Source organism: Oceaniovalibus sp. ACAM 378 (genome assembly GCF_008085915.1).
Classification (GTDB): domain Bacteria; phylum Pseudomonadota; class Alphaproteobacteria; order Rhodobacterales; family Rhodobacteraceae; genus Oceaniglobus.
On the sequence record NZ_VSJK01000006.1, the window covers coordinates 187,041 to 211,710 of the forward strand.

19 protein-coding genes are annotated in these 24,670 nt (G+C 62.1%); 13 read left to right on the forward strand and 6 right to left on the reverse strand.

The genetic code is table 11. The features are described 5' to 3' along the window. The first annotated feature begins 213 nt into the window (after positions 1-213). From FQ320_RS09765 to FQ320_RS09805, 9 genes are all read left to right on the forward strand, one after another. On the forward strand, positions 214-1,515 hold the full coding sequence (locus tag FQ320_RS09765; protein ID WP_148471670.1) for an acetylornithine deacetylase/succinyl-diaminopimelate desuccinylase family protein: 1,302 nt from the start codon (positions 214-216) through the stop codon (positions 1,513-1,515). 24 nt (positions 1,516-1,539) lie between these two features. Next, positions 1,540-3,018 (forward strand): ABC transporter substrate-binding protein, encoded by a 1,479-nt coding sequence (locus FQ320_RS09770; protein WP_148471672.1) that lies wholly within the window; start codon positions 1,540-1,542, stop codon positions 3,016-3,018. A 62-nt stretch (positions 3,019-3,080) separates the two neighbouring features. Further along, positions 3,081-4,010, forward strand: coding sequence for a 3-keto-5-aminohexanoate cleavage protein (locus tag FQ320_RS09775; RefSeq protein WP_148471674.1), 930 nt, complete (start codon positions 3,081-3,083; stop codon positions 4,008-4,010). Between the two features lie 227 nt (positions 4,011-4,237). Continuing rightward, positions 4,238-5,185, forward strand: coding sequence for an ABC transporter permease (locus FQ320_RS09780; protein WP_148471901.1), 948 nt, complete (start codon positions 4,238-4,240; stop codon positions 5,183-5,185). Then, positions 5,182-5,997: an ABC transporter permease gene (locus FQ320_RS09785; RefSeq protein WP_148471676.1), complete on the forward strand. Its 816-nt coding sequence runs from the start codon at positions 5,182-5,184 to the stop codon at positions 5,995-5,997. Before FQ320_RS09780 ends, FQ320_RS09785 begins: the two co-directional genes overlap by 4 nt. Next, positions 5,994-7,613, forward strand: a complete 1,620-nt coding sequence (locus FQ320_RS09790) for an ABC transporter ATP-binding protein (RefSeq protein WP_148471678.1) — start codon at positions 5,994-5,996, stop codon at positions 7,611-7,613. Before FQ320_RS09785 ends, FQ320_RS09790 begins: the two co-directional genes overlap by 4 nt. After that, positions 7,606-9,054: an aldehyde dehydrogenase family protein gene (locus FQ320_RS09795; RefSeq protein WP_148471680.1), complete on the forward strand. Its 1,449-nt coding sequence runs from the start codon at positions 7,606-7,608 to the stop codon at positions 9,052-9,054. Before FQ320_RS09790 ends, FQ320_RS09795 begins: the two co-directional genes overlap by 8 nt. 9 nt (positions 9,055-9,063) lie before the next feature. Beyond that, on the forward strand, positions 9,064-9,804 hold the full coding sequence (locus FQ320_RS09800) for an SDR family oxidoreductase (RefSeq protein WP_148471682.1): 741 nt from the start codon (positions 9,064-9,066) through the stop codon (positions 9,802-9,804). A gap of 45 nt (positions 9,805-9,849) precedes the next feature. Next, positions 9,850-10,845, forward strand: coding sequence for a P1 family peptidase (locus FQ320_RS09805; RefSeq protein ID WP_148471684.1), 996 nt, complete (start codon positions 9,850-9,852; stop codon positions 10,843-10,845). A 26-nt stretch (positions 10,846-10,871) separates the two neighbouring features. Here FQ320_RS09805 and FQ320_RS09810 read toward each other — a convergent pair whose 3' ends face one another. Together FQ320_RS09810 and ettA are read right to left on the reverse strand one after the other, a co-directional pair. Beyond that, a complete protein-coding gene (locus FQ320_RS09810) occupies positions 10,872-11,321 on the reverse strand; it encodes a CreA family protein (RefSeq protein ID WP_148471685.1) in 450 nt (149 codons plus the stop codon). Positions 11,322-11,562: 241 nt separating this feature from the next. Further along, positions 11,563-13,218, reverse strand: a complete 1,656-nt coding sequence (ettA, locus tag FQ320_RS09815) for an energy-dependent translational throttle protein EttA (protein WP_148471687.1) — start codon at positions 13,216-13,218, stop codon at positions 11,563-11,565. A 222-nt stretch (positions 13,219-13,440) separates the two neighbouring features. Between ettA and FQ320_RS09820 the strand changes: the two genes are divergently transcribed. After that, positions 13,441-16,500: a Calx-beta domain-containing protein gene (locus FQ320_RS09820; RefSeq protein ID WP_148471689.1), complete on the forward strand. Its 3,060-nt coding sequence runs from the start codon at positions 13,441-13,443 to the stop codon at positions 16,498-16,500. A gap of 75 nt (positions 16,501-16,575) precedes the next feature. Here the strand turns inward: FQ320_RS09820 and FQ320_RS09825 are convergent, their stop codons facing one another. The 3 genes from FQ320_RS09825 to ggt all read right to left on the reverse strand — a co-directional run bounded on the left by FQ320_RS09825 (position 16,576) and on the right by ggt (position 20,543). Then, positions 16,576-17,610 carry a succinylglutamate desuccinylase/aspartoacylase family protein gene (locus FQ320_RS09825; protein ID WP_148471690.1) on the reverse strand — a complete coding sequence of 345 codons (1,035 nt, stop codon included), beginning with the start codon at positions 17,608-17,610 and terminating at the stop codon, positions 16,576-16,578. Continuing rightward, positions 17,607-18,512, reverse strand: coding sequence for a 30S ribosomal protein S6--L-glutamate ligase (gene rimK / locus FQ320_RS09830; RefSeq protein WP_148471692.1), 906 nt, complete (start codon positions 18,510-18,512; stop codon positions 17,607-17,609). The genes FQ320_RS09825 and rimK overlap by 4 nt, the downstream gene beginning before the upstream one ends. A gap of 210 nt (positions 18,513-18,722) precedes the next feature. Continuing rightward, a complete protein-coding gene (gene ggt, locus FQ320_RS09835; RefSeq protein WP_187393850.1) occupies positions 18,723-20,543 on the reverse strand; it encodes a gamma-glutamyltransferase in 1,821 nt (606 codons plus the stop codon). A 119-nt stretch (positions 20,544-20,662) separates the two neighbouring features. Here ggt and mgrA point away from each other — a divergent pair, with 119 nt between their 5' ends. The 3 genes from mgrA to dacB all read left to right on the forward strand — a co-directional run bounded on the left by mgrA (position 20,663) and on the right by dacB (position 24,016). Continuing rightward, positions 20,663-21,694, forward strand: coding sequence for an L-glyceraldehyde 3-phosphate reductase (mgrA, locus tag FQ320_RS09840; protein WP_148471694.1), 1,032 nt, complete (start codon positions 20,663-20,665; stop codon positions 21,692-21,694). A gap of 100 nt (positions 21,695-21,794) precedes the next feature. Next, positions 21,795-22,406 (forward strand): nicotinate-nucleotide adenylyltransferase, encoded by a 612-nt coding sequence (locus FQ320_RS09845; RefSeq protein WP_148471905.1) that lies wholly within the window; start codon positions 21,795-21,797, stop codon positions 22,404-22,406. Between the two features lie 128 nt (positions 22,407-22,534). After that, the gene (gene dacB, locus FQ320_RS09850) at positions 22,535-24,016 is read left to right on the forward strand and encodes a D-alanyl-D-alanine carboxypeptidase/D-alanyl-D-alanine-endopeptidase (RefSeq protein WP_370513045.1); all 1,482 of its coding nucleotides are present in this window, start codon (positions 22,535-22,537) and stop codon (positions 24,014-24,016) included. A 140-nt stretch (positions 24,017-24,156) separates the two neighbouring features. Here dacB and FQ320_RS09855 read toward each other — a convergent pair whose 3' ends face one another. Further along, positions 24,157-24,570, reverse strand: a complete 414-nt coding sequence (locus FQ320_RS09855; protein ID WP_222861600.1) for a tellurite resistance TerB family protein — start codon at positions 24,568-24,570, stop codon at positions 24,157-24,159. Positions 24,571-24,670: the final 100 nt, after the last annotated feature.

Genomic DNA, 24,670 nt, shown 5'->3' on the forward strand with positions numbered 1-24,670 from the left:
GAGTGGAAAAACAATCGTTTTTGTGATTGCATCGGAAAAGATCGCCCGATGACCACTTTATGACCCCTTGCTTTGGAATAAACGGGACAGGGTGCTGTAAATCCGGTCCGAAGCGGCGCGGATGACCCTACGGCAGGTCGGATTGATTCGCCCGGCCCGGCGCATGGGTTGCGCGCTCTTGAACCGGCGGGGTGGCTGCGCCAAGGTGGCGCCATGGATCAATCTGTTGCTGACCCCCGCCTGACCGACCTTACCGCCCGCATCGCCGAAAGGCGCGACGACCTGATCGCGTTGACGCAGGATCTGATCCGCATCCCCACGCTGAACCCGCCCGGCGAAAACTATCGCGAGATCTGCGATTATCTTGCGGCGCGGCTGGGCAGGGCAGGGTTTGCGGTGCAACTGATCCGAGCCACTGGCACGCCGGGGGATTGTGATGAATATCCGCGCTGGAACGTCATAGCGCACCGCGACGGGGTGCGGGCGGGAGACTGTGTTCACTTCAACTCGCACATCGATGTGGTGGAGGTGGGGATGGGCTGGACACGCGATCCCTTTGGTGCAGAGCTTATTGACGGCAAAATCTATGGGCGCGGCGCCTGCGACATGAAAGGCGGGCTGGCCGCATCGATCATCGCTGCCGAATGCTTCATCGCCGAATTCCCGGATTTCGCCGGCGCAATCGAGATTTCCGGCACGGCGGACGAAGAATCAGGCGGGTTTGGCGGTGTCGCCTATCTTGCCGAACAGGGATTTTTCAGCCCTGAGAAGGTGCAGCATGTCATCATCCCCGAACCGCTGAACAAGGATCGGGTGTGTCTGGGGCATCGCGGCGGATGGTGGGCGGAAATCCAGACATTCGGCGAAATTGCCCATGGATCGATGCCTTTCCTTGGTGACTGCGCCGTGCGTCACATGGGTGCGGTGATCGACCGGTTCGAGCGTGATCTGTTCCCCGCCATGGCCGCCCGGCGCACCGATATGCCCGTGGTGCCCGAGGGCGCGCGAAGCTCGACCATGAACATCAATTCGATCCACGGCGGACAGGCGGAAAGGCCCAAGAACAGCACCGCTTTGCCGTCCCACTGCGTGCCTGACAGTTGCCGCATCGTGATTGACCGGCGCTTTCTGGTCGAAGAACCTTTGGATGAGGTTCGCGACGAAGTGCGCGCATTGCTCGACGATCTGGTGCAAACCCGCCCGAATTTCGAATATTCCCTGAGCGAACTGAACCACGTCCTGCCGTCGATGACCGACCGAGACGCGCCCATCGCGCGCACTGTGGCGGCCAACGTGGCGCGGGTGATGGGGCGAGAGGCCGAATTCGTCGCCTCTCCCGGAACATACGACCAGAAACATATCGACAGGATCGGGCGGCTGAAGAACTGTGTCGCCTATGGGCCGGGGTTGCTGGAACTGGCGCACAAGCCGGATGAATATGTTGGCGTCGATGATATGATGGACAGCGCGACGGTCATGGCGCTGTCCCTTGCAGACCTGTTGGCGCCAAAATAACCGATCGATCAGGGAGAACAATATATGCGCATCACACCCATCTTCTGTGCCCTATTGCTGGGCGCGACTGCGACAGTTTCGGCCGCAACCGCGCAGACCGGCATAACCGTCGCCGTACAGCTTGAGCCGCCCAACCTTGACCCGACCAGCGGGGCTGCGGGGGCCATCGACACGGTGCTGTATTCCAACGTGTTCGAAGGGCTGACCCGTTTTGCCGCTGACGGATCGGTTGTTCCGGGACTGGCCGAGTCGTGGGATATTTCGGACGACGGGCTGGAATATACGTTCCATTTGCGCGACGGGGTGACATTCCACGACGCCACGGTGATGGACGCGGAAGATGTGAAGTTCAGCCTTGATCGCGCCCGCGGCGACGACAGCACCAATGCGCAAAAGGGGTTGTTCGCGTCCATCGCCAGCGTTGATGTGGTGGATCCGCTGACCGTGAAGGTCACGCTGTCCGAACCCACCGGCAGTTTCCTGTTCAACATGGCCTGGGGCGATGCCGTGATCGTCGCGCCCGAATCTATCGAAGGGAACGCCAACAATCCGATCGGCACCGGTGCGTTCAAATTCGCCAACTGGGTGCAGGGTGACCGGATCGAACTGATCCGCAACCCGGATTACTGGGGCACGCCCGCACCGCTGGAAACCGCGACATTCCGGTTCATCGCCGACCCCACCGCCGCCTTTGCCGCCGTGATGGCCGAGGATGTGGATGCGTTCTTTGGCTTTCCCGCGCCCGAAAACATCCCACAGTTTCAGGCAGATCCGCGGTTTCAGGTGATCATTGGCAACACCGAGGGCGAGACGATCCTTGCCATGAACAACAAGACGGCGCCTTTCGACAATGTGAAGGTGCGTGAGGCGGTGGCCCATGCGATTGACCGGCAGGCGATCATCAACGGTGCGATGTTTGGCCAGGGCACGCCCATCGGCACCCATTTTGCACCGCATCACCCGGCCTATGTAGATCTGACCGGGCTGTCCGACTTTGACCCCGAAAAATCCAAGGCGCTGTTGGCCGAGGCAGGGCTGGCTGACGGATTCACCACCACGCTGAAACTGCCGCCGCCCTCCTATGCCCGGCGCGGCGGTGAGATTATCGCAAGCCAGTTGCGCGCCGTGGGGATCACGGCCGAGATCGAGAATCAGGAATGGGCGCAGTGGCTGGAAACCACGTTCAAGGGCAAGGATTTCGGCCTGACCATCGTATCGCACACCGAGCCGATGGACATCGGAATCTATGCTGACCCCGATTATTATTTCCAATACGGGCGGCCCGAATTTGTCGCGATCATGGACGAGTTGAACGCCACCACGGATGATGCTGCGCGTACCGAACTGCTGCAACAGGCGCAGACGATGATCGCCGAGGATTACGTGAACGTCTATCTGTTCGAACTGGCGTTTCCGACGGTGGCCAAGGTGGGGCTGACCGGGTTGTGGGAAAACCAGCCGACCCAGGCGGTTGACCTGACCGGCGTCAGCTGGGGCAAGTGAACGACATCTGACGGCGGGCCGGGGTGGCACTTGCCCCGGCCAATTCTCCAAAAGGACACGACATGGCATCGAACAAGGTCATCATCACTTGCGCCATTACGGGCGCGATCCACACGCCCACCATGACGCCTCATTTGCCGATCACCGCCGATCAGATCGCGTCCGAGGCGATTGCGGCAGCCGAAGCGGGTGCGGCAATTCTGCATCTGCATGCAAGAAACCCGGAAACCGGTCAGCCCGATCAGTCACCCGAGGCATTTGCCGCCTTCCTGCCACGTATCAAACAAGCCACCAATGCCGCAATCAATCTGACCACCGGCGGCAGCCCATACATGACCGTGGCGGAACGCGCCCGCCCGGCCATGCAGTTTCAGCCCGAGGTTGCATCCCTGAACATGGGGTCGATGAATTTCGGCCTGTTTCCACTGCTGAACAAATACAAAGAGTTCCAGCACAAATGGGAGCGCGAGCATCTAGAAGGTTCGCGCGATCTGGTGTTCCGTAATTCGTTCAAGGACATCGAATATGTGCTCGAGGCCTGCTATGGCAACGGCACGCGGTTCGAGTTTGAATGCTATGACACCTCGCATCTCTATAACCTTGCGCATTTCGTTGACCGTGGGCTGATCAAGCCGCCGTTTCTGGTGCAGTCGGTATTCGGCATTCTGGGCGGGATCGGCACCCATCCTGAAGACGTGGCACATATGAGACGCACTGCCGACCGGTTGTTCGGTGATGCCTATGAATGGTCGGTTCTGGGCGCGGGCGCTGCACAGTTCCGCGTGGCGGCGATGGCGGCGGCCATGGGCGGCCATGTGCGCGTCGGGCTGGAAGACTCGATCTGGATCGGGCGCGGGCAACTGGCTGAATCCAATGCCGATCAGGTCAGGAAAGTGCGGCAGATCGTCGAAGGTCTGGGCCGGGAGATCGCCACCCCGGATGAGGCCCGCGCGATGCTGGCGCTCAAGGGTGGCGACAAGGTGGCATTCTGAGATGACCAGACTTGCGGTGCGCCGGTCAGATCAGCGTGCCGAAGGCGTGGCGTCAAAACCCAGGAACGGCTCGCGCAAGATCGTATCCGGCAACGGACATGCCGTCGCTGCGTGGGATGGGTTATTTCATCGACTCCTTCACTGTGACTGCCTGCGTGATACCGCGCCATCGGTTAAGGGGTGATGAACCGCCCTGTTCCATCCGCAAGCCAACCGGGCAGGCGGCGATGATCCGCTATGTGCTCAGCCGCCTCACCTCGCTTGCGATCAGCCTGATCGTCGCCAGTCTGGTGATTTTTCTGGTGGTCGAGGTCGCGCCGGGTGATCCGGCATCATACATGCTGGGGGTAAATGCGCGGCCCGATACCGTGGCCGCGCTCCGGATCGAGCTGGGTCTGGATGCAAGCAAACCTCAGCGGTATCTGTCTTGGGTCAGTGGCATGGTCACGGGCGATTTCGGCACATCCTATACTTATCGCAGTCCGGTGGCCGATATGATCGGCGACCGGTTATGGATATCGCTGCCGCTGGCGCTTTATGCGCTGGCACTGTCGACGCTGATTGCCTTTCCCGCCGGAATATATGCTGCCAGCCGTCGGGGCGGTGCGGGGGATACGGCGGTGATGGGGGCGACGCAACTGGGAATTGCCATCCCGAATTTCTGGTTCGCGATGCTTATGGTGTTGGTCTTTGCCATCAAGCTGCGTTGGTTTTCCGCCGGGGGTTTTCCGGGGTGGGAGCGTGGGTTTTGGGGCGGCATCAAGGCCCTGACCCTGCCAGCCGTCGCGCTTGCCCTGCCGCAGGCGGCGATTCTGGCGCGGATCATGCGCTCGTCCCTGCTGGACATGCTGGGCGAGGATTTCATCCGTACCGCCCGCGCCAAAGGGCTGAGCCGGCGGCAAGCCCTGTGGCGACATGCGCTGCGCAACGCCCTGATCCCGGTGCTGACGATCATCGGGTTGCAGTTCTCGTTCCTGCTGGCCGGGGCGATCATCATCGAACAGGTGTTCTTTCTGCCCGGACTGGGGCGGCTGGTGTTCCAGTCGATTTCCCAGCGCGATCTTATCGTGGTGGAATCGGTGGTCATGCTGCTGGTATTTGCGGTGATCACGGTGAATTTCATCGTTGATCTTGCCTATGCCGCGGTCGATCCCCGGCTGAGGACGGGGCGGTGAACCGCAACCTGATCATCGGCACCGCGCTGACGGCGGTGTTTGTTCTGGCGGCGCTGTTGTCGTTTGTCTGGGTGCCCTATGATATCGAAACGCTGGACATCCCTAACCGGTTGAAACCACCCGGCGGTGCGCATTGGCTGGGCACCGACCACTTTGGGCGCGACATCCTGAGCATGGTCATGACCGGCGCGCGCACCTCGATAGCGGTGGCGCTGGTGGCCGTGGGGATCGGCATGGGGCTGGGCGTGCCTCTGGGCCTGTCGGCGGCAGCGCTGCGCGGCGGAGGGCTGGATGAATTCATCATGCGCGGCAACGACCTGATCTTTGCCTTTCCCAGCCTTGTCATCGCCATCCTGATCACCGCCGTGTTTGGCCCCGGGGCAGTGAACGCCATCATCGCCATCGGTATCTTCAACATTCCGGTCTTTGCCCGCCTGACTCGGGGGGCGGCGCTGGGCCTGTGGGGGCGGGATTTCATTCTGGCGGCGCGGGTGGCGGGCAAGTCGGCAGGGCGGATCAGCGTTGAACACATCCTGCCCAACATCGCCAACCTGATGATCGTGCAGGGTACTATCCAGTTTTCACTGGGGATTCTGGCTGAGGCGGGCCTGTCTTATGTCGGGCTTGGCGCGCAGCCACCGATGCCGTCCTGGGGCCGGATGCTGGCCGAGGCGCAGACGCTGGTGTCGATCGCGCCCCATGTGGCGTTGTTCCCGGGGCTGGCGATCTTGCTGACGGTGCTGGGGCTGAACCTGATGGGCGACGGTCTGCGCGACATGCTTGACCCCCGGTTGCGGGTCATCCGGGCATGACGTTGTTGTCGGTGCAGGGGCTGAATGTGGCAATTCACGGCACGCCGATATTGCGCGGCGTGACGCTGGATATCGCGCCGGGGCAAATCGTGGCGCTGACCGGAGAATCCGGCTCGGGCAAGTCGATGACCGCGCTGGCGGTCATGGGGCTGTTGCCGCAGGGTGCTGTGGCGACGGGCCGGGTGATGCTGGGTGACGCCGATATTCTGACCACGCCGGAGCCGGCGCTCTGCGCCATGCGCGGGCGGGATATGGGAATGGTGTTTCAGGAGCCGATGACCGCGCTGAACCCGGTGCAGTGTATTGGCGATCAGGTGGCCGAAACGATCCTTGTGCATGGCAAGGGCAGCCGGGCCGAGGCACGTGCGGCGGCGCAGGACATGCTGGCGCGGGCCGGATTGCCGCCGGACCGGTTTCCGCTGACCCGTTATCCGCACGAACTGTCGGGCGGTCAGCGGCAGCGTGTGGTGATTGCCATGGCCATTGCACTGCGCCCGCATCTGTTGATCGCGGATGAACCGACGACGGCACTGGATGTGACGACTCAGGCGCAGATACTGGACCTTTTGAAAGGGCTGGTGGCGGATTTCGGCATGGGGCTGATGTTGATCACCCATGATCTGGCTGTGGTGGCCGGGATCGCTGACCGGATTGTCGTCATGCGAAAAGGCGAGGTGGTGGAGCAGGGGGCGACAGGCGATGTGCTGCGCCACATGCGCCATCCCTATACAAGGATGCTGTTCGATGCATCACGCCACCGGGTGAGCCTGCCGCCGCGTCCCGCCCCCGTGCCACTGCTGGAACTGCGCAACGTGGTGCGCGATTACCGTGTGCCCGCGAAACGGTTGTTTGCATCGGCGGGGCGGTTCCGGGCGGTGGATGGCGTCAGTTTCACACTGCACCGGGGGGAACGGCTGGGGCTGGTGGGTGAATCCGGCTGCGGCAAATCCACCCTGACCCGCGCCATACTGGGGCTGGAGCCGGTGCAGGGCGGAGAGATCACGCTGGACGGTGCGCCGGTATTTTCAGGCGGTCGCCCCAATCTGGACGTGCGCCGCCGGATGCAGGTGGTGTTTCAGGATCCCTTCGGCAGCTTCAACCCCCGTCACCGGGTTGCGCGGTTGATAACCGAGCCGTTTCACCTGCTCGACAACCCGCCCGACCGCGACACGTCTGTGGCTGAAGCCTTGCGGGCGGTGGGCCTGTCGCCCGGAGACGCTGACAAATATCCGCACCAGTTTTCCGGCGGCCAGCGACAGCGTATTGCCATCGCGCGGGCGCTGATAATCAAGCCCGACCTGATCGTGCTGGACGAGGCAGTGTCGGCTTTGGACGTGTCCGTACGCGCACAGGTGCTCGACCTGCTGGCCGATCTTTGCCGATCCCACGGGCTGTCGTATCTGTTCATCAGTCACGACCTTTCGGTGGTCCGCTCGGTCACCGACCGGGTGCTGGTGATGCGGGCAGGCAAGATCGTCGAGCAGGGCGAAACCGAGACCGTATTCACTGCGCCCAGCCACGCCTATACTCGCACGTTGATTGATGCCGCGCCTGTCCTGCCTGACTGGCAAGACACCCCTGACCCCGATCCCGACCGGAGTTTAGCCAATGCCTGACCTGCCCTTTGACCCCGCCCATTGCCTGATCGCCGGACGTTGGGTGCCACCCCTGTCGGGCGAAACGCTCGCACTGACGAACCCGTCTGACGGCACGGAAATCTGCCATATCGCCAGCGGGGGCACGGCGGATATCGACGCTGCCGTCGCCGCCGCCCACGACGCCCGCGCAAGCGAATGGGGCCGGATGAGCGCGCTTGAGCGGGGCCGCATCCTGACCCGGCTCGGCGTGCTGGTGCTGGAGCATGTGGAACGGCTGGCGGTGCTTGAGGCGATGGATGTGGGCAAGCCGCTGACACAGGCGCGGGCCGATGCCGTGGCTCTGGCGCGGTATATGGAGTTCTATGGGGGCGCGGCGGACAAGATAACCGGCGAAACCATCCCCTATCTGGACGGATACACCGTCTACACCCTGCGCGAACCGCATGGGGTAACCGGGCATATCGTGCCGTGGAATTACCCGATGCAGATCATCGGCCGGTCGGTCGGTGCGGCGCTGGCCATGGGCAACGCATGTGTCCTGAAGCCGGCGGAAGAGGCCTGCCTGACCGCGCTGGCCTTTGGCGATCTGGCCATGCAGGCGGGGCTGCCGCCCGGTGCGCTGAACATCGTTCCGGGCCTTGGGGCGCAGGCGGGCGCGGCGCTGGCCGGCCATCCCGGGATACAGCATGTGTCTTTCACCGGATCGGTGCGCACGGGGGCTTTGGTGCAGGCGGCGGCTGCGGCCAATGTGGTGCCCGTGACGCTGGAGCTTGGTGGCAAGTCGCCGCAACTGGTGTTTGACGATGCAGATCTGGACCGTGCGCTGCCGTTTCTGGTGAACGCCGGGATACAGAACGCTGGCCAGACCTGTTCGGCGTCCTCGCGCATTCTGGTGCAGCGCGGAGTCTATGATGGCGTGCGCGATCTTATGGCCGAACGATACCGCGCTTTGACGGTCGGCCCGGCGATGGACGATCTGAACCTTGGCCCGCTGATCTCGGCCCGCCAAAAGCACATCGTCGAGGGGTTCTTGCAACGCGGCCGCGATTTGAAAGTGGTGGCGCGAGGGCAGATTATTGGTGAGGCGCCAGCGGGTGGGCACTATGTCGCGCCGATACTGCTGGCCGATGTGCCCGCCGATCATTTGCTGGCGCGGGAAGAGGTGTTCGGCCCCGTGCAGGTGCTTATCCCGTTTGAGGACGAGGCCGAGGCGGTAAAGATCGCCAATTCCACCGTTTACGGGTTGGTCGCCTCGGTCTGGAGCGCGGATGGCGGGCGGCAGATGCGACTGGCCCGGGCCCTGCGCGCCGGGCAGGTGTTTGTGAACAACTATGGCGCGGGGGGCGGTGTTGAATTGCCGTTTGGCGGTGTGGGAAAATCGGGGCACGGGCGGGAAAAGGGATTCGAGGCGCTGTATGGCTTTTCGGCGCTGAAAACTGTTGCCGCCTGGCATGGATAGGAGAAGATCATGAGACTGCAGGGAAAAACCGCCATCGTTACCGGCGCGGGATCGGGGTTTGGTGCCGGGATCGCGCGAAAGTTCGCAGCCGAAGGCGCGCGGGTGATGTGCGCGGACATCAACCTTGATGCGGCGCAGCAGGTTGCCCGCGAAATTGGCGGCATCGCGCAACTGGTCGACGTGGGGCAGAGCGATAGCGTCAACGATATGGCTGCGGCGGCGCTGGAGGCGTTCGGCGCGCTGGACATATTGGTCAACAACGCCGGGATCACCCATCTGCCGGGGTTGATGGAGGATATCACCGAAGAAGACTTTGACCGGGTGCTGAACGTCAACGCGAAATCTGTGTATCTGACCGCGCGCGCGCTGGTCGGCCACATGAAAGGGCGCGGCACCGGTGCAATCCTGAACATCGCATCGACCGCCGGGGTGTCGCCGCGCCCGCGGCTGAACTGGTACAACGCATCAAAGGGCTGGATGATCACGGCGACCAAGGCGATGGCGGTGGAACTGGCCCCGTTCGGGGTGCGGGTGAACGCGTTGAACCCGGTGGCGGGGGAAACGCCGCTGCTGAAAAGCTTTATGGGCGAAGATACGCCAGAAATCCGCGCAAAGTTTCTCGCGACGATCCCGCTGGGCCGGTTTTCAACACCCGAAGACATGGGCAATGCGGCCTGTTTCCTGTGTTCATCAGAGGCATCCATGGTCACCGGCGTGGCGATGGAAGTGGACGGCGGGCGCTGCATCTAGGCGGGGAACCGCGCGGGAGAAACCGAACTTAAAGGGGGAGCGGTGATGCGCCGTGGAGAGAAGAATCTGATCACCGATGTGGCGGGATTGCGCGTTGGAAATGCGTCAGACGCGCAGTTGAAATCCGGCGTCACTGTCGTGACCGCCGACGCGCCCTTTGTAGTCTCATGTCATGTGATGGGCGGCGCGCCGGGAACGCGGGAAACCGATCTTCTGGCGCCTGACAAGTCGGTTCAGGCGGTGGATGCGATCGTGCTGTCGGGCGGCTCGGCCTTTGGGCTGGATGCCTGTTCCGGCGTTGCCGAGAGCTTGCGTGCCGCAGGCCGCGGCTTTGCTGTCGGCGCGGCGCTTGTGCCAATCGTACCGGGCGCGATCCTGTTCGACCTGTTGAACGGCGGCGACAAGGCCTGGACCACGAACCCCTATGCCGATTTGGGTCGGGCCGCATGGGCGCAGGCAACGGCAACGCCTGATCTGGGCAGCGTCGGTGCCGGAACCGGGGCGACCTGCGCGCGTCAAAAGGGCGGTCTGGGATCTGCATCGCTGGTGTTGGAGAGCGGGGTAACCGTCGGCGCTCTGGTCGCTGCAAATCCGGTGGGGTCGGTGACAACTCCGGGCGGGCGGCATTTCTGGGCCGCGCCCTTCGAGATTGACGGTGAGTTCGGCGGGGCCGGGGTGGACCCTCGCAGTGGGCTGATCCTGTCCGAGCCAAGCCGCAAGCTGGAGGCGATGGGGAAGGCCGGAAACACCACCCTATGTATCGTCGCGACCGATGCACGGCTAAGCAAGGCGCAGTGTCACCGGATTTCGATCATGGCCCATGACGGAATAGCCCGCGCCATCGTGCCAGCACACACGCCGCACGACGGAGATATCGTGTTCGCGCTGTCCACCGGCGAAATTTGTGTGTCGGGCGACGCGGTTTCCGATATCGGCACGGCGGCGGCCCATTGCGTTGCCCGCGCGATTGGACGGGCGGTCTATCTGGCCCGGCCCGCCGCGCAGGATATGCTGACGACGTGGTCGCAGGAAAACCACTGACGACTCAATCAACGGTTCGATGCGCGCTATTGTTGCCCGGGCTGATACAGCGGGACGGTGGATATCGCCATCTTGGCCGAACCGTCCTGCACCTGTCGCGAATGGCTGATATAGATCAGCGCCTGATTGGCTTCATCGAAAATTCGCTTTACTTCCAGTGACTTCCAGATGACGGACCGACGCTCGGAAAACACCGATTCACCTTCGTCATCGCGGACGATATCCCCAATGACAATTGGCCCGGTCTGGCGGCACGAGATCGACGAATTCGACGGATCCTCGAACCAGTTACCTTTTTGCAGCCGGTCAATCAGGCCCCGGTCGAAATAGGCCACATGGCATGTCACCCCTTCAACCTTGGGGTCGGCAAAAGCTTCGATCACGATGTCATTGCCCAGCCAGTCAACATCAACGTTGCCCACCACATCGGCCTGTACCGGAAGTGCCGTGAAAAGAAGAAAGATCAAAGCGCGCATCAAATAACCTGTTTTATTAAGGCAGCGGTAGTTAACGCGGGCAGCCCTTGATGGGTTCCATAACTTGGCGCCACTTTCACTGACAATAGGACGCTGCGGTCCGGTAAAACAGCGAAGTAGCGACACAAACCATTCGAATTTCTGGTTGTCTTCCCGCATGAAGCGCGTGGAATCCCCTATCGTTTCCGGTAAGGGATCCCATGCTTGGCGGGTCTTCGGAGTTATCGCCCGCCAGCTTCCGTCAGCGCACGAATTTCTTGAATTTCACCCGCTTGGGTTCCAGTGCATCCGCGCCGAGACGCCGTTTCTTGTCTTCTTCATAGTCCGAGAACGCGCCCTCGAACCATTCCACATGGGCGTCGCCCTCGAATGCCAGGATGTGGGTACAGATCCGGTCGAGGAAAAAGCGATCGTGCGAGATGACCACAGCGCAGCCAGCGAAATCGACCAGCGCGTCTTCCAGTGCACGCAGCGTTTCGACGTCAAGATCGTTCGTCGGTTCGTCAAGCAGCAGGACGTTGCCGCCCGAGCGCAGCAGCTTGGCCATGTGAACGCGGTTACGCTCGCCGCCCGAGAGCATCCCGACCTTTTTCTGCTGGTCGCCGCCTTTGAAGTTGAAGGCCGAGCAATAGGCGCGGCTGTTCATCTGGGCATCGCCCAACTGGATGATCTCGGCTCCGCCGGTGATTTCTTCCCACACGGTGACGTTCGGATCCAGCGCATCGCGCGACTGGTCGACATAGGACAGATCGACGGTATCGCCGTAAGTCACGGTGCCGCTGTCGGGCTGTTCCTGTCCGGTCAGCATGCGGAAAAGGGTCGTTTTACCGGCACCGTTCGGGCCGATCACTCCGACGATACCGCCGGGGGGCAGGGCAAAGCTCAGATCCTCGACCAGCAGCTTGTCGCCCATGGCCTTGGTCAGACCCTCAACCTCGATCACCTTGTTGCCCAGACGCTGACCGTTCGGGATGATGATCTGCGCGCGGCTCAACTTGTCCCGTTCGGATTGGCCGGCCAGTTCGTTATAGGCGCTGATCCGCGCCTTGGATTTGGCCTGCCGGGCCTTGGCACCCTGACGGATCCACTCCAGCTCGCGTTCAAGCGTCTTTTGCCGCGACTTGTCTTCCTTGGACTCTTGCGACAGGCGCTTGGCCTTCTGCTCGAGCCATGAGGAATAATTGCCCTCCCATGGCACACCGCGCCCGCGGTCGAGTTCCAGAATCCAGGACGTGATGTCGTCAAGGAAATACCGGTCGTGGGTGACGATCAGGATCGTTCCCTTGTATTCGATAAGGTGGTTCTGCAACCAGGCGATGGTTTCGGCGTCCAGGTGGTTGGTCGGTTCGTCGAGCAACAGCATATCGGGCGCTTCAAGCAACAGTTTGCACAGCGCAACACGCCGCGCTTCACCGCCAGACAGGGAAGCGACGGTTGCTTCGTCGGGGGGGCAGCGCAGGGCCTCCATCGACACGTCGATCTGCGCGTCCAGATCCCACAGGTCTTGTGCGTCGATTTCATCCTGCAAGGCCGCCATTTCCTCGGCGGTCTCGTCAGAATAATTCATCGCCAGTTCGTTATAGCGATCAAGGATCGCCTTTTTCGCGGCGACGCCCAACATGACATTCTCGCGCACGTTCAACGAGTCATCGAGCTTTGGCTCCTGCGGAAGATAGCCGACGCGCGCGCCTTCGGCGGCCCATGCCTCGCCGGTAAATTCCTTGTCCATACCGGCCATGATTTTCATCAGGGTGGATTTACCGGCCCCGTTCGGACCGACGACGCCGATCTTGACCCCGGGCAGAAACGACAAGCGAATGTTTTCAAACAGCTTTTTGCCGCCGGGATAGGATTTGCTGACGCCGTCCATATGATAGACGTATTGATAGGCTGCCATGAGATGCTCCGGTGTTTCGGGGTTGGCGCCTGATTAGCGGGGATCGGGGCGCGGGGCAATGCGACACTGGAGACGAAGGCCGATGCTGCGGTTCGCGCCACGGTTGCAATCGGCGATATCGTCCCCGGAAATCGGGTGATGTTATTGACAGGTTAAGGGACGGGTTAACAAATTTGGTACACGATTCGCGCCATTTTCACAAATTTTAAAAGGGAATTTCCCATGCCCGTAATTTCCGTTGATCCAATTTCAGGCCCCGAAACCGGTGCGGGCCAAATTATTACCATCCGGCTTGATCAGCCCGCGACACAGGCCGTGACCGTCGATCTGCAGCTTCGCGGCCAGACGGCGATTCCGCAGAACGATGTGGATTTTAACGCTGGGGCGGGCGTGTGGCAGGTGCAGACTGTAACGATTCCAGTCGGCCAGACATCGGTTACAACCTTCGTTGTTCACAACGGGAGGGTTGGCGATGAAGTCGACGAGAATTATGTGGTTGAACTGACCAATCCGGTCAATGCGACGCTGAACGGCGGCGTTGATGTACTTCAGGTGACAGGGGTGATCGAGGACGACGGGCGGTCCCTGTTCGTCAGCGATCCGACGATCCTTGAGGGCGACAACGGAACCACCGAGGCGGTGTTCGAGATCCGTATATCGGAGCCGGCTTCGGTGGAGATGCAGTTTTCCTATGCAACCCAGGACGGCACGGCCACGGCAGGCAGTGACTATTCCGCCCGGTCAGGCAACGTGACCTTTGCCCCCGGCCAGACTGTTGTCTATGTTCGCGTCCCGGTGTCGGGCGACATCCTGTCAGAAGCATCCGAGACATTTTCGCTTGTCGTGTCACCCATTGGGGGGGCGGCAAACCTGGTTTTCAACGGCGTTGCCGACAATGTCGGCACCGCGCTGATCCGCGACGATGACGGAACCGGCGGCCAGCCGGTAATTACTCTGGAAACCACAAACGGCATTGAATCCTCTTCCGGACAGTTTCACATCATCAGGCTGTCCGAGGCCTCGACCCGCGACATTTCGGTGACGGTGCAAATTCTGTCGGGCACCGCTTACCCGCAGAATGACGTGGATTTCAACTCGGGCGCCGGCGTGTGGCAGGTGCTGACGGTCACGATCCCGGCAGGCGACACAAGCGCCACATTTCCGGTCTTTCAGAATGGCAGCGCCAGCAATGAGGTTGACGAAAACTATGTTCTGGAACTGACCGATCCGGTAAATGCCACGCTTGCCGGCGGGGGCGATGTCTTGCGTGAAACGGCGGTAATCCTGGATACAGGACGCGGCCTGTTCGTGAGCGACCCGACGATCCTTGAGGGTGACAGCGGGCGCAGCATGGCGGTGTTCGAGATCCGCGTGTCGCAGCCGCACGACGGCCCGATGACCTTTTCCTATGCAACCATTGATGGCCTGGCGCAGCAGGGCGAAGATTATCTCGCACGTTCGGGATCAATTACATTCGCGGCCGGGCAAACCGTGGCCTATGTACATGTGCCGGTGAACGGCGACAGGATCAGCGAGGCATCCGAGACATTCTCGCTGGTGGTGACGCCAACGGGATCAACCGCCAACCTGATCTTCAATGGCATCTCGGACAATGTCGGCACCGCGCTGATCCGTGATGACGACGGCCAGAACGGCCTCCCGGTGATCACGATCGAACCGAATATCACAGGTATCGAATCCAGCGCCGGACAGCCAATCCTGATCCGTTTGTCCGAGGCGTCTGTCCGCGACGTAACGGTTACGCTGACCTTGAAGAACCAAGCGGCGGAAACGTCCTCGGACGTGGATTTCAACTTCGGTGCGGGGGTGCAGACCCAGGTGACGGTTACGATTCCGGCTGGCGAAGTATCGGTCACCCAGTTCGTGTCTCACAACGGCTCACCCAACGGTGAAAACGACGAAAACTATGTGATCGAGGCGACAAATCCGCAGAATGCCGTTCTGGCGGGCGGCGTGGATGCGCTGAGTGTGTCGGGGGTGATTCTGGATGGCGGGAGGTCGCTGTTTGTCAGCGATCCGCGGGTTTCCGAAGGTCCGGGCGGCGCCGAGGCGATTTTTGAAATTCAGGTGTCGCGCCCGTCAGAGGTGCCGCTGTCGTTCAACTTTATCACCTTTGACGGAACGGCGCAGGCCGGAACCGATTATCAGGCGATGCAAGGCAGCGTGACGCTGGTCCCGGGGCAGACCCTTGCCTATGTCCGGGTGCCGCTGATCAACGATAGCGTAATCGAATCAGCAGAGACTTTCGGCCTTTCGCTCAACGCGGCACCCGCCACGGCAGCACAGATTCCCGGGCTGTACCTCGATAATGTCGGGACGGCCACAATCCTGAACGACGACTTTGCTGGGCGGGTCATTGAAGGCGGGAACGGGCGCGACACAATCCTTGGCCACGAAGGCAACGACACGATCTTTGGCTTTGGCGGATTCGACAGCATCGACGGCGGCGAGGGCGACGATTCAATTCAGGGGGGCGTCGGCAACGATACCATTCTGGGGGGTGACGGTGATGATTATATCAACGGTGGTCTGGGTTTCGATCTGCTGAACGGCGGGGATGGCGATGATTATATCACTGGCCTGTCGGGATATGACACGCTGAACGGTGGCATTGGCGACGATACATTGTTGGGCAACAACGGGTTTGATCTGCTGAATGGCGGCGCAGGCAACGACGATCTGCGCGGCGGGCTGGCCAACGATACGCTGAACGGCGGTGACGGGAATGATCTGCTGGCGGGCGAGGCCGGAAACGACAGGCTGAGCGGTGATGCGGGCAACGACACCCTGTCCGGTAACGCCGGCGCCGATGATCTGTCTGGCGGGGTCGGGAACGATCTTCTTGGCGGCGGTATCAACAACGACACTCTGTCTGGGGGCGGCGGGCATGACACGCTGAACGGCGACAATGGGTCCGACTTGCTGTTGGGCGAGGGTGGCAACGACGTGCTGAACGGCAACGCCGGATTCGATACGCTGGACGGTGGGGCGGGCAACGATCTGATGCGCGGCGGCATCGGCATCGACGTGTTTATCTTTGGCGAGGGGCAAGACACGATTTCCGATTTCGCCAACGATTTCGACACAATCCGGCTTGATGACGCGCTGTGGGGCGGACAGTCGCTTTCGATTCAGCAAATTCTGGATTTTGCCGATCCGTTCGAGGGTGGTGTGCTGTTCGATTTCGGCGGTGGCAACACGTTGCAGGTCAACAACATCGGTCTGGTCGCATCTCTGGCCAACGATATCGAGGTGTTCTGATCTTCGCATCCGCGCGGCACCCTCATGCCGGGGTGCCGTGTCGGACCGATACAGACCCTTGCAGTGCTCCGTCGTCTACAGGATTTCATCCTCGTCGAACATCGGATCAGCCTCAAGATCGGCGGCCAACCGTTCAAGACGGCGCGCCGGATCGATCGATGTGGCGGCGATGTGATACAGCGCGTCGCCTTCGTTCACCACGGGCATCAGGGCACGGCCAAGGATGATGCCGGGGGCAGAGGCGGTCACTTCCGCTTCGGTTTCACCAAATGGGTCGGCCACGACGGCAAGAAGCGTTCCGGCTTCGACACCTTCGCCGACTTCGCGAAAACAGCGCAAAAGACCGCCGGCGGGGGCGCGGCACCAGTTCGACGATGTGGCTTGAATCGGTGCCTCGCGCCGTTTCGGCAATCCCTTCGAGCCGATCATGCCCATGTGGTGCATCACCCGCAGAATGCCTGAAACGCCGATGCGGGCCGAGTGTTCGTCGAACCTCAGCGCCTCGCCCGCCTCGTACAGCAGGATATCGCAGCCAGTGGCGCGGGCGGCGGCACGCAGACTGCCGTCGCGCAGCTTGGCGCGCACCACAATGGGGGCGCCAAAGGCTTCGGCCCGTTCCAGCGTCTTCTCGGAACTGGCCGATACGCGGATCTGTGGCATGTTGGTGCGGTGCTGTGCCGCGGAATGCAGATCGATCCCAAAATCGGCCCGCGCGACAATTTCGCTCATGAACAGATAGGCCAGCCGCGCGGCAAGCGATCCGGCAGGCGTACCCGGAAACACCCGGTTCAGATCGCGCCGGTCGGGCAGATAACGTGAATTGTTCAAGAAACCGAAGGTGTTGACGATGGGAATTACCATCAACGTGCCCGCGATGGATTTCAACTGTGGACTGCGCAGCAGACGGCGGGCGATTTCCACGCCGATCACCTCATCCCCATGCACGGCCGCAGAAACGAACAGCACCGGCCCCGGGCGGCGACCGTGCACCACATGTACGGACATGGTGACAGGCGTATGATCGGACAGGACCGACACCGGCAGATCGACCGTGCGCCGTTCTCCGGCGCGCAGGACGGTGCCGGCAATTTCAAAGCCCGGTACGCTCATCCTTTGCCCACCGTCCGCGTCTTGCCATCTTTGGCGTTCTTCTCGATGAAGTCGATGATCTTGCCCGCCACGTCTATTCCGGTCGCCTTTTCCACACCTTCCAGCCCCGGCGACGAATTCACCTCCATCACCACCGGCCCGTGATTGGCGCGCAGCATGTCGACGCCGCAGACATTCAGCCCCATGGTCTTGGCGGCGCGCAGGGCGGTGGCGCGTTCCTCGGTGGTGATCTTGATCATCTCGGCGGTGCCGCCCCGGTGCAGGTTGGAGCGGAATTCACCCTCGGCGCCCGTACGTTTCATCGCCGCGATCACCTTGCCGCCAACCACAAGCGCGCGGATGTCGGTGCCTCCGGCCTCTTTGATGAATTCCTGCACCATGATGTTGACGTTGGCGCCGCGAAACGCCTCGATCACCGATTTCGCGCTGCGTTCCGTATCGGCCAGCACCACGCCGATGCCCTGCGTGCCCTCAAGCAGCTTGATCACTGTCGGGGCGCCGCCTGCCAGTTTCAGCACCGCGTCCGTTTGTTTCGAGTCGTGGGCAAAGGTGGTGACAGGCAAACCGATTCCATCGCGCGCCATCAGTTGCATCGAGCGCAGCTTGTCGCGCGAGCGTCCGATGGCGACGGATTCGTTCAGCGGATAGGTGCCCTGCATTTCAAACTGCCGCAGCACGGCCAGACCGTAGAACGTGACCGAAGCGCCGATGCGGGGAATCACCGCATCGTATTTCGGCAGCTTCGCCCCGTTGTAATAGATTTCGGGGCGCCGCGAGGCGATGTTCATGTAACAGCCCAGCGTCTTGATGATGTCCAAGGTATGGCCTCGGGATTCGGCCACCTCTTTCATACGCTGGTGGGAATAAAGATTGGCGTTCTGCGCCAACATTACGATTTTCATGGGGATGTTCCGCCGTATCCGGGGCCGCCTTGGGCCGGTCGGGGTCCGCGCCGGGGCGGCGCAAACCGTTTGACCCAATTATGCGCGATTTCGGGGGGCAAGCGCCACCCCGTTCTGCGCCCCAAAGCAAGCTGACTTTGTGATGAATCGAAATCCACCGCGAGATCGGGCAAATTTCCATCCGCCCGATTCCGGTGACAGTCATCGCGCCTATTGGCCGATGGCGATACCTTCGCGGCGCGGATCGGCACCGCCCTCCAATCCATCGGCGGTGATCGCGATGGCGTGGAGGCCTGAATTCAGCTCGCGCACCGAAACCTCGAACCCCATATCGGTCAGCGGGGTTTCCAGCGCGGTGATGTCCGTGCCTTCCTCGATGTCATAAGTGCCGAAGCGATTCACCAGATGCGGCAGGGCGATGGCCTGTTGCACATCCATGCCCCAATCAAGATGGGCGATGATCGTCTTGGCGACATAGCCGATGATCCGCGAACCGCCCGGCGATCCGATCACCAGAACCGGCTTGCCGTCACGCGTCACGATGGTCGGCGCCATCGAGCTGCGCGGGCGCTTTCCCGGAGCCACCGCATTTGCGATCGGCACACCATCCGAATGCGTGGCAAAGGAGAAATCCGTCAGCTCGTTGTTCAGCAGGAAGCCGCCGGACATCAGGCGTGATCCAAAGCCGTTTTCGATGGTTGTGGTCATGGAAAGCGCGTTGCCCTCCGAATCGACAATGGAGATATGCGAGGTCGAAGGGAGCTCGATGCTGATATCATCCGCCCACTTGGCATGGTCGAAGGCGGGGTTGCCCGGCGCCACGTCCTCGAGCGCCGCGTCGCCGTTCAACAGTTCGGCGCGCCCGGCCAGATAGGCGGGATCGACCAGCCCGGCGGTTGGCACCGGCAGAAAATCACTGTCGGCCATATATCGGCCCCGGTCGGCAAAGGCGAGCCGGGACGCATCGCCGATCAGCCGCCAGGCCTCGGCGCTGTCAGGCTCCATCGATGCCAGATCGAACCCTTCCAACAGCCCGAGGATCTGACCGACCGTCAGCGCTCCAGAGCTTGGCGGACCCATGCCGCAGACATCGTGGGCGCGGTATGTTGCGCAGACGGCGGGGCGTTCGATCACCCGGTACAGTGCCAGATCGGTTTCGGACAAGACGCCGGGATTGCCCGTCGCGCCCTGCACCGTGGCAACGATATTGCGCGCGATGGGACCGGAATAGAACGCATCGGCGCCACCATGGGCCAGCGCGGTCAGCGTCGCGGCATAGGCCGGGTTCTTCAGCGTGTCACCGGCGGCAATCGGTGTCCCGCCGGGCAGGAAATAGTCGCGCGTGGACTGGGCCCCCGACAGGCCTTCGGGGTCGTCTGCAACAAGTCCGGCCAAACGCGGCGACACTTCGAACCCGTTTTCGGCCAAAGCAATGGCGTCGTCGAACAGCCCCGACCAGTTCGTCTTGCCCCAGCGCCGGTGTGCGTCCTCCAGCAACATCGGCGTGCCCGGCGTGCCGACAGAACGCCCGCCGATGACCGCATCAAGGAATTGCAGCGGCTCACCCGCGTCGTCAAGGAACAGGGTCGGGGTGGCGGCCAGCGGCGCGGTCTCGCGGGCGTCCAGCGTGGTCAATTCGCCCGTCGCCGCGTCGTACCAGACAAGGAATGCACCGCCACCAAGGCCCGAGGACTGCGGCTCGACCAGACCCAGAACCAGTTGCACGGCGATCATCGCATCCGCGGCGCTGCCCCCGGACGCCAGCACCTTTGACCCGGCCTGAACCGCCAGCGGATTGGCCGCGCTCACCATCCATTCACCTGCCTTGACCGGCGTTCCTGCCGCCTTCGCATCCAGAGCGGACTGCAATTCGGGCGATGCGGCGGCACTGACGTTTTCGGTTGCCGCCTCGGGGGCGACGGCGTCGGCGGCCTGCTGGGCGTGCAGGGGCAGGAAAAACGGCAGCGGGGCAAACACGCCGGCCAAGAGTGCGGCGCGCAGGGTGCCGCGCGTCAGGGTGCTGAGTGGCATGGTACGATATCCTTTTATGGAAACGGTTCAGGGCTCGCTCGCGTTCGAGTATGACGCCGGGGATTTGACAGTCCAGTGTCTTCGGCGGACAAGATAGATAACCGAAAAAGGATGTTCCGATGACCTATCACCCCGATCCCGCCCGTTACGACCGCATGGAGTATCGCCGCTGCGGCGCGTCGGGGCTGTTGCTGCCCGCTGTTTCGCTGGGGCTGTGGCACAATTTTGGCGGCGACACCCCGCATGAAACCAAACGCGCCATCTGCCGCACGGCGTTCGACCACGGTATCACGCATTTCGATCTCGCCAATAACTATGGCCCGCCGCCGGGTTCAGCCGAAGTGGCGTTCGGAGAGATCCTGCGCAGTGATTTCGCGGGATATCGTGACGAACTGGTGATCTCGTCCAAGGCGGGCTACAAGATGTGGGACGGCCCCTATGGTCAGTTGGGGTCGCGCAAATATCTCATCGCGTCCTGTGATGCCTCGCTGAAACGGCTAGGCGTCGACTATGTTGATATTTTCTATTCCCACCGGTTCGATCCCGACACGCCGCTTGAGGAAACCATGGGCGCGCTGGACCAGATCGTGCGCTCAGGCAAGGCGCTCTATGTCGGGATCTCGTCGTATAATTCCGAACGCACCCGCGCGGCGGCGGCGATCCTCAAGGAATTGGGAACGCCCTGCGTGATCCATCAGCCGTCCTATAACCTTCTGAACCGCTGGATCGAACGGGACGGGTTAAAGGACACGCTCACCGATCTCGGGGTCGGCTCAATCGCCTTTACCGCGCTGGCGCAGGGGATGCTGACCAAGAAATACTTGGGCGGCATTCCAGAAGGCAGCCGTGCGTCACAGGGTAAATCCCTAGCACCTGGCAAGATCACGGAACAGGCCATCGACAGTATCCGCAAACTGAATGCGATTGCCGAACGGCGCGGCCAGACCTTGGCACAGATGGCCATTGCCTGGGTGTTGCGCGGCGGTGGCATCACCACTGCACTGATCGGCGCAAGCAAGCCTGAACAGGTCATCGATTGCGCCGGCGCGGTGAACAACCTTGATTTCTCCGACGCCGAACTTGCCGAAATCGACTCGGTGGCGCAGGAAGAAGATATCAACCTCTGGGCACAGTCGAGCGAGGGCGCGTGAGGCAGGCCCTGCGCCGTCTCCGGCTTCTTCTTTGCAAAAATACTCCCGCCGGAGGCATCCCGACGGCGCTGCTCTCACTGGCGTCTGCGTGTCCCACAGGATGATCGCCCATGGACCGGGCTGGCCCATCGCCCGGGCCGGGCAGCGTGTGGGCCTTTTGGGCGGGTCGTTCGATCCGCCCCACGCGGGGCATGTGCACATCACCCGCGAGGCGTTAAAGCGATTCGATCTGGATCATGTCTGGTGGCTGGTCAGCCCCGGCAATCCGTTGAAATCCAGAGGCCCGGCGCCGATCGAGCAGCGGTTGGAGGCAGCGCGGGCGGTGATGGACCATCCGCGCGTGCGGATTACCGATCTGGAGCGGCGGTTGGGCACACGCTATACTGCGGAAACGGTGACGGCGCTGATCCGGCGTTATCCCGGCGTCAAATTCGTCTGGCTGATGGGGGCCGACAGTCTGGCGGAATTCCATAAGTGGGACAATTACCGATCAATCTTCGACTCTGTATCCATCGGCGTGCTGGCGCGTCCGGGGCAAAGGATCTCGGCGCGGATGTCTCCGGCGGCGGAACAGTTTGCTGCATACCGGTTGCGCGGCCGGCAGGCGATGCTGCTGGGCCGTCGTTCGCCGCCGGATTGGTGTTTCATCAACATTCCAATGAACACGATGTCGTCAAGCGCGATCCGTGCGGCCGGCAAGTGGCAGGGTTAGGGTTGCAGCCACCGGCACGGCAGCGTTAATCATTTGAAAGGGCCGCGCGAGGGTATCGAGCGGTCACGCGGTACGATCCCTGCCGGGGCCGGATCGCGCAGTGTCGGAACATCGGGGGAGTGGTACGAGTGAACCTTTCGCGGCGCATGATCCTGAGCGGGCTGCTGGCCAGTGCTGCGGTGCCCGCATGGGCCGAAGCACCGGAGCGGTCGATCCGTCCGCTCGCCCGCGCCTCCGATCTTTCCAAGCAGCCCAAGCAGGTCCAGCGGGCGATCAAATCAGCCGAAGACATGGTGGCCGAGGCGAGGCTCGGCGGCAAGGTCAGCTTTGCCGTGGCGGATGCGCGCACCGGCGAGTTGTTGGAAACCGGCTCGCCGCTGTTGGGCCAACCCCCGGCGAGCACGGCGAAGGCGCTGACGTCTCTCTACGCGCTTGAAACACTTGGGCCGGAGTACCGGTTCACAACCCGACTGGTGGCAACCGGTCCGGTGACCAATGGGCGGATCGATGGCGATCTGGTGTTGGTCGGCGGTGGCGATCCGACGCTGGACACCAATGCTCTGGCCGAAATGGCGGCTGACCTTAAAAAGGCCGGCGTGCGCGAAATTTCAGGCAAGTTCCGGGTCTGGGCCGGCGCGATGCCCTATGTGCGCGCGCTCGAACCTGCGCAGCCGGATCATCTGAGCTATAATCCCAGCCTGAGTGGGCTGAACCTGAATTACAACCGCGTGCATTTCGAGTGGAAACAGACCGGATCGGATTACTCGGTCACAATGGATGCGCGGGCCGGCCGGTATCGCCCCGACGTGACCGTGGCGCGGATGAGCGTCGTCGACCGCTCTCTTCCGGTCTACACCTATGCCGATGCGAATGGGCGTGACGAGTGGACGGTAGCGCGTTCGGCATTGGGCAGCGGCGGGGCGCGCTGGCTGCCGGTGCGACGTCCCGATCTGTATGCTGGCGAGGTGTTGCAGACACTCGCGCGTTCTCAGGGCATCATTCTGGGCGATTCGGTTGAAATCGCGACATCGGATCAGGGCACGGAACTGGTTACCCGGAAAAGCGCCCCCTTGCCCGATGTGCTTCGCGACATGTTGAAGTATTCCACGAACCTGACGGCCGAGCTGGTTGGTTTGACCACAAGCGCGCAGGCGGGCGGATCGTTGCGCGGATTGATCGACAGCGCGGCGCATATGAACGGTTGGCTGAAGCGGACCGGCGACGCCGGATCGGCGCGGCTGGTCGATCATTCCGGCTTAAGTGGCGAATCCCGGATCAGCGCCGCCGACATGGTGAGCATGCTGGTGAAGGCGCCGCAGCGCGACAGGCTGCGCGGGCTGATGAAAAGCTATCCTCTGGAAGACCGTCCGGGCGTGGTGGTGCAGGCCAAGACAGGGACGCTGAACTTTGTCAGCGCCTTGGTGGGCTATGTGAGTTCGCCCGGCAGTCCGGATCTGGCCTTCGCGATCTTCTGTGCCGACCCGCCCCGCCGCGATGCGCTGAGCGAGGCCGAAATGGAAAGTCCAGACGGCGGCAAGGCATGGCTCCAGCGGGCGCGCAGGCTGCAACGGCAATTGCTGGCGCGCTGGTCTTCGATACATGCAACCTGACGTTTATCCGGGCGCTTGATCGGAACGTCGCGCATCGGATTTTACGCGCTTGGTGCGCGTCCAGCAGATGCGCTGGTGATTCCCGGCTTTGTCAGAGCCGTGCAGGGCGCCCTGACAAAGCTGATGGGGCACAACCCCCGTTAAAGTGTCAGGTGCCGCGCCCTTGCCGCGCGTTCGATGGCGGCGGCGTGCAGGCGGTCGAGGTTCAGCTCGTAGCGGATTTCTTCGAGCAGGCGCAGTTCCTGTTCTTCGATGTGCCCATCGGCGGCAGCAACGTCGCAGGCCATGGCATAGGCGGTTTCATACAGCTTTTCCGGCAGGTTGTCGCGGATCAGGCCGAACAGGGCGTCAAGTCCGTCTTCCTCGGAGAACAGATCGAACACCACTTCTGCCACGGCCCGGATACGATCCTGATCGAAATCCGCAAAGACCGGCAGGTGGTTGACGATACGCTCAATCGTCAGCAGTTCGGCGGTGCGCACGGTTTCATCCGAAGCGGAGATTGCGATCATCACTGCCACGAGGCAATCCTGTGGCGTGAGCGATTGGGCCATGTCGTTCAAGGTCTTTCCTGTCCTGTCTGATCGCGCCACAATATTGACGCCGACCGGGTGGGGCAATAGGGAGTGGCGGTTGCAGGCGGCCGATGAGCGA